This window comes from Prauserella sediminis (assembly GCF_014195435.1).
Classification (GTDB): domain Bacteria; phylum Actinomycetota; class Actinomycetes; order Mycobacteriales; family Pseudonocardiaceae; genus Prauserella; species Prauserella salsuginis.
Genome location: NZ_JACIBS010000003.1, coordinates 140001 through 153624 on the forward strand (window position 1 = coordinate 140001; position 13624 = coordinate 153624).

The window sequence follows — 13624 nt, forward strand, 5'->3', positions numbered from 1 at the left end:
TGGCTCGCCGCGACGACCTGGGCCGTCTGCTCCGGCCCGTGAACCAGATCGGTCAGCTCCTGCGCCAGCCGCCGCTGCCCCGCTCTGGCGGCGGGCCGCTCCGCCGTCGCCGTCTCGAGTTCGGCGATCTCGTCGCGGTCGAGGAAGGTCAGCAACTTGAGGTACTCGGACACACTCGCGTCCGGCAGGTTGAGGAAGTACTGGTACCAGGCGTACGGCGAGGTCAGTTCCGGGTCGAGCCACACGTTGCCGCCGCCGGTGGACTTGCCGAGCTTGCGGCCGTCGGCGTCGGTGACCAGCGGCGTGGTCAACCCGTGGACCTGCGCACCGTGCACTCGCCGGACCAGGTCGACGCCCGCGACGATGTTGCCCCACTGGTCGGACCCGCCGACCTGGAGCGTGACCCCGTGCCGCTCGTAGAGCTCCCGGTAGTCGTGCGCCTGCAGAAGCATGTAGCTGAACTCGGTGTACGACATGCCGTCGCCTTCGAGCCTGCGCTTGACCGTGTCGCGGGCCAGCATCGTGTTGATCGAGAAGTGCTTGCCCACGTCCCGGAGGAAGGTCGGCAGGGACATGGATCCGAGCCAGTCGAGGTTGTTGACCTCGACCGGCTTCAGGTCGGGGTCGTCGAAGTCCACGAACCGGGCCAGCTGGCCGCGGAGGCGCTGCGCCCATTCGCGGACGGTTTCCTCCGAGTTGAGCGTGCGCTCCCCCACGTCCCGCGGATCGCCGATCAGGCCGGTTCCCCCGCCCGCGAGCAGGACGGGCCGGTAGCCGGCGTTCTGGAAGCGGCGCAGGGTCAGCATCTGCACGAGATGCCCGGCGTGGAGGCTGGGCGCGGTCGGGTCGAATCCCGTGTAGACGGACACGGGGCCGGCGCTGAGATCGCGCCGCAGCGTCTCGATGTCCGTGGACTGGGTGATCAGTCCCCGCCAGGTCAGCTCGTCAAGGATGTGCTCACTCACGCGCCCATTGTCCCCGGCCCGCCGCCGCGGACCGCTGCGGCCCCGGTCACCGGCGCGCGCGACCGCCGCGCCGGTAGGTGCTCACGGCGGGCGACCCGTCGATCCAGAACCGCCACGGCACGTCCTGGGCCGCGGCGACCCCGACCCGCGGCCCGGTGCGGATGCGTTCGGCCGCGACGTCGTCGCCCTGCAGCAGCCGCACCGGCGACGCCCCGTCGGTGAGATCGACGCCGTTGTGCGCCGCGTCGAGCCCCAGCAGTGAGGTCAGGACCGCGGGCCCCTTGGCGACGGCACCGTTACCGCGGGCGGTGGGCCGCCGCGATCGCGCCAGCTCCCGGCCCTCGATCACCTCACCGGCCCGCACGAGCACGGCGCCCGGCTTGCCGTCGGTGAGTCCCACGACATTGGCACAGAAGTGCATGCCGTAGACGAAGTAGACGTACAGATGCCCGGCCGGGCCCCACATCACGTCGTTGCGGGGCGTCCGGCCGCGGTAGCAGTGCGACGCCGGGTCGTCGAGTCCGCGGTAGGCCTCGACCTCGGCGAGCCGCACCCGCACCGTGCCCTCGTCGCTGCGCGATTCGAGCACACAGCCCAGCAGCCACGGCGCCAAGGCGACCGGATCGACGGCGAGGTCGTCACGGCTCACCACCCGCACTGCGTCGTCGATCATGCCGGGCAGGATAGCGTCATCGTCACGGCCGCCCGTCCGCCCGCGCGGGCGTGGCCGCCCACGCCCGGTGCCCGGAGGCACGTTCGACGAGCCGGTCCCGCTGCTCGGCCACCCTCGCCGGGGCGGTCCCGCCCTTGGCGTCACGGGAGGCCACCGAGCCCGCGACGGTCAGCACCTCGCGCACGTCCGCCGTCAACTCCTGGTGGATCGCCGACAACTCGTCGTCGGTCAGGTCGTCGAGACCGACACCGCGCCCTTCGGCCACCCGGACGCACTCGCCCGCCGCCTCGTGGGCGCTGCGGAACGGCACCCCCTTGCGCACCAGCCACTCGGCGACGTCGGTGGCGAGCGTGAACCCGGCCGGCGCCAGCGCGGCCATCCGGTCGGTGTGGAACGTCAGCGTGCCCAGCATTCCCGCGAGCGCGGGCAGCAGCAGCTCGAGGTGCGCCACCGAGTCGAAGACCGGCTCCTTGTCCTCCTGCAGGTCGCGGTTGTACGCGAGCGGCTGCGCCTTGAGCGTCGCCAGCAGGCCCGACAGATTGCCGATGAGCTTGCCCGACTTGCCGCGGGTGAGCTCGGCGACGTCCGGGTTCTTCTTCTGCGGCATGATCGAACTGCCGGTGGCCCACGCGTCGTCCAGCGTCACGTAGCCGAACTCCGCGGTGTTCCAGAGGATGACCTCTTCGGCGATCCGCGACAGGTTCACCCCGAGCATCGCGACGGCGAACGCGAACTCCGCGGCGAAGTCCCGCGACGCGGTGCCGTCGATGGAGTTGTCGACGCTGCCGTCGAAGCCGAGTTCGGCGGCGACCGCCTCCGGGTCGAGACCGAGCGACGACCCCGCGAGCGCACCCGATCCGTACGGCGACTCGGCCGTGCGGGCGTCCCAGTCGCGGAGCCTGCTCACGTCCCGCAGCAGCGCCTGCGCGTGTGCCAGCAGGTGGTGCGCCAACAGCACGGGCTGGGCGTGCTGCAGATGCGTTCGGCCCGGCAGTACGGCGTCCGGATGCCGGTGCGCCTGCGCGACCAGCGCGTCGACGACGTCGAGGGCGCCGGTCACGATGCGCCGGGCGGCGTCCCGCAACCACATGCGGAACTGGGTCGCCACCTGGTCGTTGCGGGACCGGCCCGCGCGCAGCTTCCCGCCCAGCTCGGCGCCAGCCCGCTCGAGCAGCCCCCGTTCCAGTGCGGTGTGCACGTCCTCGTCGGCGATCGTCGGCGTGAACGCGCCGGAGGCCACGTCCTCGGCGAGTGTGTCCAGCGCCGCGAGCATGCTCTCCAGTTCGCCGGAGCTGAGCAGCCCGGCACGGTGCAGCACCCGGGCGTGCGCCCGCGATCCCGCGATGTCGTACGGAGCCAGCACCCAGTCGAAGTGCGTCGACGCCGACAGCGCAGCCATGGCGTCGGCTGGGCCGCTGGCGAACCGCCCGCCCCAGAGCTTGACGTTGTCGTTCATCAGTCGGTCCCGTACTCCATGGCGGCCTCGTCGAGCGGCGTGGGCGTCTCGCTCGAGGCCTCGGGGTTGTCGGTGATGCGGTCGGCGCCGCCCGAGGGCAGTTCGCCGAACAGCGTGCCGTTCTCGACGAGCACCTGGCCCTGGTCGAGCGGCTGCTGCGCGTAGAACTCGAGCTTGTGCCGCGAGTCGGCGATGTCGAGGTTGCGCATGGTCAGCTGGCCGATGCGGTCGGTGGGGCCGAACGCGGCGCCCTCGACCCGCTCCATCGACAGGCGCTCGGGGTGATACGAGAAGTTGGCGCCCTCCGTGGCCAGGATCGTGTAGTCCTCGCCGCGGCGCAGTCGCAACGTCACCTCGCCGGTGACCAGCGAGGCGATCCATCGCTGAATCGCCTCCCGCATCATCAGCGCCTGCGGGTCCAGCCACCGGCCCTCGTAGAGCAACCTGCCGAGCTTGCGGCCCTCGGTGTGATAGTTCTCGACCGTGTCCTCGTTGTGAATCGCGTTGAGCAGCCGCTCGTAGGTGATCCACAGCAGTGCCATGCCCGGCGCCTCGTAGATCCCGCGGGACTTGGCCTCGATGATCCGGTTCTCGATCTGGTCGGACATGCCCAGGCCGTGGCGGCCACCGATGGCGTTGGCCTCGACCACGAGGGCGACCGGGTCGTCGAAGGTCCGGCCGTTGATCGCCACCGGCCGGCCCGCCTCGAACCGCACCGTGACGTCCTCGGCCGGGATCCGTACATCGTCATCCCAGAACTTCACGCCCATGATCGGGTCGACGGTCTCCAGCGAGACGTCGAGGTGCTCGAGGGTCTTCGCCTCGTGCGTGGCGCCCCAGATGTTGGCGTCGGTGGAGTAGGCCTTCTCCGCCGGATCGCGGTACGGCAGGCCGTGCTCGGTGAGCCACTCGCTCATCTCCTGGCGCCCGCCCAGCTCACGCACGAAGTCCGGGTCCAGCCACGGCTTGTAGATGCGCAGCTCCGGGTTGGCCAGCAGGCCGTAGCGGTAGAACCGCTCGATGTCGTTGCCCTTGAACGTCGAGCCGTCGCCCCAGATGTCGACTCCGTCGGCCTGCATCGCACGGACCAGCATCGTGCCGGTGACCGCGCGGCCGAGCGGTGTGGTGTTGAAGTACGCCCGCCCACCGGAACGCAGGTGGAACGCACCGCAGGCCAGCGCGGCCAGCCCCTCGTCGACCAACTGCCGCTTGCAGTCGACGATGCGGGCGATCTCCGCGCCGTAGTCCTTCGCGCGGCCGGGCAGGCCGTCGATGTCGTCCTCGTCGTACTGCCCGATGTCGGCCGTGTAGGTGCACGGCACCGCGCCCTTGTCACGCATCCACGCCGCGGCCACGGATGTGTCGAGACCGCCGGAGAACGCGATGCCGACGCGCTCGCCCTTCGGCAGGGACATGAGAACCTTGCTCAATTTCGCTTCCTTACGTTCTGGGGTCAGTCGGGGTCGGTCGGGTGACGGTCGGCCAGCTCGGTCAGCAGGCGGGCCAGTGCGGGGCCACCCGCAGGTTCGCGGGCGATCACCATGACGGTGTCGTCGCCCGCGATGGTGCCGAGCACGTCGCCCAGCGCCGCCCTGTCGATCGCGCTCGCCAGGAACTGCGCCGCACCGGGCGGGGTGCGCACCACGGTGAGGTTGGCCGAACCCTCCGCCGACACCAGCAGCTCACCGAGCAGCCGCGACAGCCGCGACGTGCCGCCCTGCACGCCCTTGACCGGACTGCCGTCCTCCGGGATCACGTACACCGGTGCGCCGGAGTCGGCACCGCGGAGCTTCACGGCGCCCAGCTCGTCGAGATCCCGCGACAACGTAGCCTGTGTCACCTCGACGCCTTCGGCCGCCAACAGCTTCGCCAGTTCGGTCTGGCTACGGATCGCCACGGTCGACACCAGCTCGGTGATCCTGGCCTGCCGCGCCACTCGGGAATGAGTCATCGTCGTGTCCTGCTGGACACCCTCCCCTGTTGTGGCGCGAAAGCGTGCCACAACAGGGGCCCAACCCGGTCGGCTTTGGTGAGCCAGGCTCCGCAAGCTCCGCCATCGTCGCTCACGCAGCCTCCTCACGGTCCATCAACCACGTCAGCAGCGCCTTCTGGGCGTGCAGCCGGTTCTCCGCCTCGTCCCACACCGCGCTCGCCGGGCCGTCGATCACCTCGTCGGTGATCTCCCAGCCGCGGTGCGCGGGCAGGTCGTGGAGCACGATCGTGTCCTTCCCCGTGCGGCGGAGCAGATCGCCGTTGACCTGGTACGGCCGGAACGGGGCGACCCGGTCCTTGCCGTCGTTCTCCTGGCCCATCGACGTCCAGGAGTCGGTCGTCACGACGTCGGCACCGTCCACGGCCGCGTGCGGATCGGTCAGCACCGAGGCGCTGCCGCCCGTTTCGGCGGCACGCTTGTGCACCGCGTCCAGCACCCACGGCATCGGGTGGAACCCCGCGGGGGCCGCCACCCGCACATGCATGCCCGCGGTGACCCCGCCCAGCAGCAGCGAATGGGCCATGTTGTTGGCGCCGTCCCCGAGATAGGTCAGGGTCAGCCCGGCGAGCGAGCCCTTCCGCTCCCGCACGGTCTGCAGGTCGGCGAGGATCTGGCACGGATGGAACTCGTCGGTGAGCGCGTTGATCACCGGCACCGTGGCCACCGACGCGAGCTTGTCGATGCGCGCCTGGGCGAACGTACGCCACACGACGGCGTCGACGTACCTGGCCAGCACCCGCGCGGTGTCCTCGATCGTCTCCTCGCGCCCCAACTGCATGCTGCGCCCGTCGACGACGACCGGATGCCCGCCGAGCTGGGCGATGCCCACCTCGAACGAGAACCGCGTGCGCGTGGAGTTCTTCTCGAAGATCACCGCGATGGCTCGCGGACCGGCGAGCTGGTCGCCGTGCGGCCGCTTCTTCAGTTCGTCGGCCAGATCGAGGATCGCGGACTGCTCGTCCGGTGTCAGATCGTCGTCACGGAGGAAATGGCGTGGCATGTCAGTCCTTTGCCTCGAGCGCCGAGGTCAGCACGGCCGGCAGCGCCGACACGAGCTCACCGGCCTGATCCCGGGACAGGACCAGCGGCGGCGCGAGCCGGATCACGTCCGGCTGGATGGGGTTGATGAGGAAACCGGCTTGCTGGGCGGCTGCCGCGGCCTTGCCCGCGACCGCTTCGGTCAGCTGCACACCGAGCAACACGCCGCGGCCGCGCACACCCGCGACGAGCGGATGGTCGAGCGCCTCGACACCGGCGGCGAGATCCTTGCCGACCGTCTGCACGTGATCGAGCAGCCCGTCGGTGGAAATCGTGTCCAGCACGGCCAGGCCCGCGGCGCAACACACCGGGTTGCCGCCGAACGTCGTCCCGTGCTGACCGGGCTCGAACAGGCTCGCCGCGTCACCGAAGGCCAGGCACGCGCCGAGGGGCAGTCCGCCGCCGAGGCCTTTCGCGAGGGTGACGATGTCCGGCGTGATGCCCGCCTGCTGATACCCGAACCAGCTGCCGAGCCTGCCGATGCCGGTCTGCACCTCGTCGACCACGAGCAGCGCACCTCGGGCTCTCGTGATCTCCCGTGCCGCCTGCAGGTATCCCTCCGGCGGGACGACGACACCGTTCTCGCCCTGCACCGGCTCGACGACGAACGCCGCGGTGTCGTCGTCGATGGCTGCCTCGAGCGCGGCGACGTCGCCGTACGGGATGTGTTCGACACCGGGCACGAGCGGTTCGAACGGCTCCCGTTTGGATGGCTGGCCGGTGAGCGCGAGTGCGCCCATCGTGCGGCCGTGGAACCCGCCGTCGGTGGCGACGACCTTGGTGCGGCCGGTACGCCGGGTGAGCTTGAACGCCGTCTCGTTCGCCTCGGCGCCCGAGTTGCAGAACAACGCCTTGCCGCCGGCAGCACCGGACAGCTCCAGCAGCCGTTCGGCGAGCGTCAGCGCAGGCTCGTTGATGTAGAGGTTGGACGTGTGGCCGAGCGTGCCGACCTGGCGCGTCACCGCCTCGGTCACAGCCGGGTGCGCGTGGCCGAGCGCGTTCACCGCGATGCCGGTGAGGAAATCCAGATACCGCGTGCCGTCGGCGTCCCACACCACCGCGCCCTCGCCGCGCGCCAGCGACAGCTGCGGAGTGCCGTAATTGTTCATCATCGCGGCCTGCCACCGCCGCTGATAGTCCTGATTGGACATTACAAGCCCTCCTGCGAACCGTCGGGCAACACCATCGTGCCGATGCCGCGTTCGGTGAACACCTCGAGCAACACCGAGTGCGGGATCCGGCCGTCGATCACGTGCCCGCTGCTGACACCACCGCGGATGGCGCGCACGCACGCCTCCATCTTCGGGATCATCCCGCTGGCCAGCTCCGGCAGCATCACCTCGAGCCGGCTCACCCCGATCTTGTCGATCAGCGACGAACGGTCCGGCCAGTTGGCGTACAGGCCTTCGACGTCGGTCAGCACGACGAGCTTCTCGGCCCCGAGCGCATCCGCGAGCGCACCCGCCGCCGTGTCGGCGTTCACGTTGTGCACCACACCGTCGGCGTCCGGGGCGACCGTCGACACCACGGGGATCCGACCGGCGTTGACGATGTCCTGCACCGCATCCGGATTCACCCCGGCGACCTCGCCGACCAACCCGATGTCGACACTCTCGCCGTCCACCGTGGCCTGTTTCCGTTCGGCGGTGAACAGGCGCGCGTCCTCCCCCGAGATACCGACCGCGTACGGACCGTGCGCGTTGATCAGGCCCACCAGCTCCCTGCTGACCTGGCCGACCAATACCATCCGCACCACGTCCATGGTCTCCGGCGTCGTGACGCGCAACCCGCCCTTGAACTCGCCATCGATGCCGAGTCGGTCCAGCATCGAGCTGATCTGCGGCCCGCCACCGTGCACCACGACCGGGTGCACGCCCGCCAGCCGCAGGAACACCATGTCCTCGGCGAACGCGCGCTTGAGCTCGTCGTCGACCATCGCGTTGCCGCCGTACTTGACGACGACCGTCGCGCCGTGGAACCGCTGCAGCCACGGCAGCGCCTCGATCAGCACGCCCGCCTTCTCCGACGCCGTGGCCAGGCGCTCGTCGGCGGGGACCAGGGATTCCGGATCACTCATGTCGAATACGCCGAATTCTCGTGCACGTACGCGTGCGTCAGATCGTTGGTCCAGATCGTGGCCGACTCCGTCCCCGCCTTCAGGTCGACCGTCACGCTGACCTCGCGCTCGTTCAGGTCCACCAGTTCGCGCGAGTCCCCCGGCTCGCCGCCGCGGCAGATCCACACGCCGTTCATCGCCACGTCGAGCTCACCAGGCTCGAACACCGCGCCGGTCGTCCCGACCGACGCGAGGATCCGGCCCCAGTTCGGGTCCTTCCCGAACACCGCCGCCTTGAACAGGTTGCTCCGTGCGACCGACCGGCCCACCTCGACCGCGTCGTCCTCCGACGCCGCGTTCACGACCTCGATGGCGATGTCGTGATCGGCACCCTCCGCATCGGACAGCAACTGCTGGGCCAGGTCGTGGCACACCTCGGTCAGCCGCGCCGTGAACACCGCCTCGTCGGGCTTGACCCCCGAGGCGCCGCTGCTCATGAGCAACACCGTGTCGTTCGTGGACATACAGCCGTCCGAATCGAGGCGATCGAAGGTCACCCGCGTCGCCGCCCGCAACGCGCGGTCCGCCACCGCGGAATCCAGCTGCGCATCGGTCGTGATCACCACCAGCATCGTGGCCAGCGCCGGGGCGAGCATGCCCGCACCCTTCGCCATCCCGCCGACCGTCCAGCCGTCGCCGGAACGCTCCGACTCCTTGCTTCGCGTGTCCGTCGTCATGATCGCCTCGGCAGCCGCGGTCCCACCGCCGGCCGACAACGCATCCGCCGCACGCTCGATACCCGCCGAAAGCTTGTCGCGGTCCAGCTGGTCACCGATCAGGCCCGTCGAACACACGACGACGTCGATCGCACCCATGCCCAACCGCTCGGCCACCAGCTCGGCACTGGCATGCGTCGTCTGGAATCCCTCCGGCCCCGTGTAACAGTTCGCACCACCGGAGTTGAGCACCACGGCCTTCGCCCGGCCGTCCGCGGTAACCTGCTCACTCCACAACACCGGATTCGCCTTGCACCGATTCGACGTGTAGACACACGCCGCCACATCGGACGGACCGTCGTTCACCACGAGCGCCACATCGGACGTGCCACTCGCCTTCAGCCCCGCCGTGACCCCCGACGCCCGAAAGCCCTGGGGAGACGTGATCGTCATGGTGTCGCCTCCAACGTTCGCGATGCGGCCGCAGCCCCCTGCGCCGCATCCGCGCCTACAGGTACGTCGGCGGCATGCTCCACCGCCTCCGCGGGAACAAGTACGTCGGCGGTCACCCCGGCCGCCTCCGCGGGAACAAGTACGTCGGCGGTCACCCCGGCCGCCTCCGCGGGAACAAGTACGTCGGCGGTCACGGCGCGACCCCCGCCGTCGGCAACCCGGTCGTCTCGTCGAGACCGAGCGCGATGTTCATCGACTGCACCGCACCGCCCGCGGTGCCCTTCGTCAGATTGTCGATCGCCGCCACGACCACCAGCCGGCCCGCCTGCTCGTCGACCGAAACCTGGAGTTGCACCGTGTTCGACCCCACGGTCGCCGACGTCGTCGGCCACTGCCCCTCCGGCAACACCTGCACGAACGGTTCGTCGGCGTAGGCCGCCTCGTACACCCGCCGAGCCGCGGCCGCGTCGCCGGTCAGCGGTGCACTCGCCGTCGTGAGGATCCCCCGCGGCATCGGAGCCAGCACCGGCGTGAACGACACGGTGACCTTCCGGCCCGCGACCGCGCTCAGGTTCTGCACGAACTCCGGGGTGTGCCGGTGCGCGCCGGCCACGCCGTACGCACTCGTGCTGCCCATGACCTCGGATCCGAGCAGGTGCGGCTTCAGGCTCTTACCGGCCCCCGACGTGCCCGTCACCGACACGATCGTCACGTCCGTCGTCACCAACCCCGCGGCCACGGCTGGCGCTAGCGCCAGCGAACCGCCCGTCGGGAAGCAACCGGGCACCGCGACACGGCGCGTCCCGTGCAACCGTTCGCGGGCACCGGGCAGCTCCGGGAGGCCGTACGGCCAGGTACCGGCGTGCTCGCCCCCGTACCAGTGCTGCCAGTCGGCGGCGTCGCGCAACCGATGGTCCGCGCCCAGGTCCACGACCAGTACATCCGGACCGAGCTGCTCCGCGATCGCACCGGAATGACCGTGCGGAAGTGCGAGGAACACCACGTCGTGCCCGCCGAGCGTGTCGGCCGACGTCTCGCCGACCACACGGTCGGCCAACGGCGGCAGATGTGGTTGCAGACTTCCGAGCGGGGTACCCGCACTGCTGGCGGCCGTCAGCGCGCCGATCTCCACGTCCGGATGGGCTAGCAACAGCCGCAGCAGCTCGCCACCGGCATATCCGGTGGCGCCGGCCACCGCAACCTTCACCGTCATACGAATGATTATGCATGACGATGCAAGTCCAATACAGTCGGGGCGACGGACACCACGCCATCGGATGAGCACCCGCCCCGCGCGAGCGCTGCAGCTCGGCTTCACCACAACGCGACGTCACCCCCGCGCCCCGCGACGACGTCACCACGGCGCCCCGCGACGTCACCACCGCGTCAGGACACCCCACAACGTCAGGGCGCCTCACGTCACAGCACCACACGTCACGGGTTCGAACACCAGGGACGCAACGGCGTCAACTCACCACAGCGCGCTACGCAACCGCGACTCAACCACGCCGCGACTCGACAGCACAGTCTCGTCAGCGCCGCTGTGGATCAACCCCGCAGCGCCACAACCCCGCAGCGCCACGACACCGCAGCGCTACAACCCCGAAGTCGATCCACCGCGCGGTGTCTCAGGCGTGCTGTGCCACAACCGGACAGTGCCTCAGCTGCGCAGCGTGGCGCCGAACCGTTCGGTGACCGCGGCGACCGCGGCGTCCCGCGCCTCGTTGGCCTCCTCGGCCGTGAGCGTGCGGTCGCCCGCTCGGAACCGCAACTTGTACGCCAATGACCGCTTGCCCTCGCCGACCTGCTCGCCGGTGTAGAGGTCGAACAGCGCCACGTCTTCGAGCAGCTCCCCACCGCCGTCGCGCAACGCCGCGGCCACCTGCGCCGACGGCACGTCCGCGTCGACGACCAGCGCCACGTCGAGCAGCACGGGAGGGAACGCCGAGATCGACGGCGCGGGCCGCACCTCTCGCAACGGCAACCCGTCGAGGTTAAGCTCCATCGCGACCGTGCGCTTCGGCAGTTCCAGTGCCTCGAGCACCTTCGGGTGAAGCTCGCCGGCGTAACCGACGGTCTCGCCGTCGGCGATCAGCCGGGCACAGCGGCCCGGGTGCCACGGCAGCGTATCGGCGGCCTCGATCTCCAGATCGGTCCTCGCCGCCGCAGCGACGAGGCGCGCCGCCTGGATGGCGTCGGCCCAACCCGCCGGTTCGCCTTTGCCCCACCAGCCGTCACGCAGCCGCTGCCCCGCGAGGACCACGGCGACGTGCCGCGGCTGTTCGGGCACGGCGGCCTCGAGCGCCGCCAGCTCGTCGGGGTTCGGACGACCGTCGACTCCGGGGTCCGGCGCGGCGGCGCGCTCGTCGCCGCCCAGCACGACCTGTCCGATGTGGAACAGCGAGACGTCCCGTGTGCCGCGGGAGATGTTGCGCTGCACCGTGTCGAGCAGCCCCGGCAGCAGCGTCGTCGTCAGCTGGTTCTTGTCCGCCTCGAGCGGGTTCCGCACCGCGACGGTGCTGCGCCGGGGGTCGTCGGCGGGCAGGGACAACGCGTCCCACACCGATGCCGACACGAACGGGAACGGCAGCACCTCGACGTAACCTGCCTCGGCCAGCGCCCGCGATACGGCGCGCTCCCGCCGCTGGGCCTCGGTCAGCCCTCGTCCCGCGGGTGCGGGCGGCAGCTCCGACGGAATGCTGTCGTAGCCCTCGAGCCGCAGCACCTCTTCGACCAGGTCGGCGGGCTGGATCAGGTCGCTGCGCCAGCTCGGCGGTACGGCGTGCACGAGGGTGGTGCCGTCGTCGGCCGTGTCCACGGCCACCTTGCAGCCGATCTGCGTCAGCCTGCCGACGGTGACGCCGCGCTCGTAGCGCACGCCCGCGACCCGGTCCGGCAGGTTGATCGGCATCGTCACCGCGGGCGCGGGCTCGACCTCGCCGACCACGGTACGGCCGGGCTGGATGCTGCCGTCACCGTGCTGGCGCAGCAGCTTCGCCGCCCGCTCCACCGCGGCCTCGCACAGCTGGGGATCGGTGAACCGCTCGAACCGCTTCGCGGCTTCGGAGAACAGCCGGTGCCTCCGCGCGGTGCGGCTGATCGACGCGGGATCCCAGTGGGCCGCTTCCAGCAGCACGTCCGTGCTCTCGGTGCCGATCTCCGTGGTGGCACCGCCCATCGTGCCGGCGAGCGAGATGACGCCCGTGTCGTCGGCGATCACCACGTCGTCCGGGTCGAGAGCACGCTCGGCGTCGTCGAGCGTCGTGAGTTTCTCGCCCTCCTCGGCCCTGCGCACCACGATGTCGCCCTTGATCGCGCCGGTGTCGAACGCGTGCAGCGGATGGCCGAGCTCGAGCATCACGTAGTTCGTCACGTCGACGGCGAGCGAGATCGGTCGCATCCCCGCGAGCAGCAGCCGGCGGCGAATCCACCACGGCGTCGGCGCGCCCGCGTCGAGGCCGGTCACGCGGCGCAGCACGAACCGCGGGCAGCCCTGCGGATCCTCGACCCGCACCGGCCACGCCTCTCCCTCGGGCTCGGGCACGTCGAGCTTCGCCGGATCGCCGAACGGCACGTTCAGCGCGCACGAGAGCTCCCGCGCCAGCCCGCGTACCGACAGCGTGTAGCCGCGGTCCGGCGTCGGCGTCAGCTCGAGGACCGTGTCGTCGAGGTCGAGGATCTCGCGTGCGTCGTCGCCGGGCGAGGCTGTGCCGGGGGGCAGCACCAGGATGCCGGAGTGGTCCTCACCGATGCCCAGTTCTCTGGCCGAGCAGATCATGCCCTGGCTGAGGCGCCCGTAGGTCTTGCGCTCGCTGATCGTGAAGTCACCGGGCAACGTCGCACCCGGCAGCGCGACGACGACCAGGTCGCCTTCCGCGAAGTTGGTGGCGCCGCACACGATGCCGTTGGTCCGCGGCTTCGGCAGCCCGGCATCGACCTCGGTCTCGTCCGCGTCGTCGCCCTCGGCGTCCGCCGTGTCCGCCTCGTCGGTGTCATCGGTCTCGTCGGAACCGGCCTCGCCGATCTCCACCCGGCAGTAGCGGATCGGCTTCTTGAACTCGGTCAGTTCCTCGACCTCGGCGACCCTGCCCACCACGAGCGGCCCGGTGACCTCGCCGACGCGCTCGACCGACTCGACCTCCACACCGAGGTTCACGAACGCCTCGACGAGTGTGTCGGGGGTGACCTCGTCGTCGAGCTCGAGGTGTTCGGTCAGCCAGCTGACGGGGACTCGCACTACGCCTCCTTGCTGCCACGGTGCGGACGCATCGGAA

At 70.6% G+C, this 13624-nt stretch carries 11 protein-coding genes (1 of these 11 running past the window's edge); all 11 read right to left on the bottom strand.

Annotated features, from left to right (window positions below):
* A protein-coding gene (tyrS, locus tag FB384_RS21135) for a tyrosine--tRNA ligase (RefSeq protein WP_183786555.1) crosses the window boundary here: on the bottom strand, window positions 1-965 show its 5' portion. Its footprint begins 310 nt before the window's first position; only the first 965 of its 1275 coding nucleotides appear in the window; the start codon lies at window positions 963-965; the stop codon falls past the left edge of the window.
* A gap of 46 nt (window positions 966-1011) precedes the next feature.
* Window positions 1012-1638, bottom strand: coding sequence for a DNA-3-methyladenine glycosylase (locus tag FB384_RS21140; protein ID WP_183786556.1), 627 nt, complete (start codon window positions 1636-1638; stop codon window positions 1012-1014).
* 22 nt (window positions 1639-1660) lie between these two features.
* Entirely contained in the window at window positions 1661-3094 is a 1434-nt protein-coding gene (gene argH / locus FB384_RS21145) for an argininosuccinate lyase (protein ID WP_183786557.1), read from the bottom strand.
* The gene (gene argG / locus FB384_RS21150; RefSeq protein WP_183786558.1) at window positions 3094-4524 is read right to left on the bottom strand and encodes an argininosuccinate synthase; all 1431 of its coding nucleotides are present in this window, start codon (window positions 4522-4524) and stop codon (window positions 3094-3096) included. The genes argH and argG overlap by 1 nt, the downstream gene beginning before the upstream one ends.
* Before the next feature lie 23 nt (window positions 4525-4547).
* Window positions 4548-5096: an arginine repressor gene (locus FB384_RS21155; protein ID WP_258937835.1), complete on the bottom strand. Its 549-nt coding sequence runs from the start codon at window positions 5094-5096 to the stop codon at window positions 4548-4550.
* Window positions 5097-5157: 61 nt separating this feature from the next.
* Window positions 5158-6087, bottom strand: a complete 930-nt coding sequence (argF, locus tag FB384_RS21160; protein WP_183786560.1) for an ornithine carbamoyltransferase — start codon at window positions 6085-6087, stop codon at window positions 5158-5160.
* 1 nt (window position 6088) lies between these two features.
* Window positions 6089-7276: an acetylornithine transaminase gene (locus tag FB384_RS21165; protein ID WP_183786561.1), complete on the bottom strand. Its 1188-nt coding sequence runs from the start codon at window positions 7274-7276 to the stop codon at window positions 6089-6091.
* Window positions 7276-8202: an acetylglutamate kinase gene (gene argB / locus FB384_RS21170; protein WP_183786562.1), complete on the bottom strand. Its 927-nt coding sequence runs from the start codon at window positions 8200-8202 to the stop codon at window positions 7276-7278. The genes FB384_RS21165 and argB overlap by 1 nt, the downstream gene beginning before the upstream one ends.
* Entirely contained in the window at window positions 8199-9350 is a 1152-nt protein-coding gene (gene argJ / locus FB384_RS21175) for a bifunctional glutamate N-acetyltransferase/amino-acid acetyltransferase ArgJ (RefSeq protein ID WP_183786563.1), read from the bottom strand. Before argJ ends, argB begins: the two co-directional genes overlap by 4 nt.
* 190 nt (window positions 9351-9540) lie before the next feature.
* A complete protein-coding gene (gene argC, locus FB384_RS21180) occupies window positions 9541-10563 on the bottom strand; it encodes an N-acetyl-gamma-glutamyl-phosphate reductase (protein WP_183786564.1) in 1023 nt (340 codons plus the stop codon).
* Window positions 10564-11010: 447 nt separating this feature from the next.
* Window positions 11011-13587: a phenylalanine--tRNA ligase subunit beta gene (gene pheT / locus FB384_RS21185; RefSeq protein WP_183786565.1), complete on the bottom strand. Its 2577-nt coding sequence runs from the start codon at window positions 13585-13587 to the stop codon at window positions 11011-11013.
* Window positions 13588-13624 lie beyond the last annotated feature (37 nt).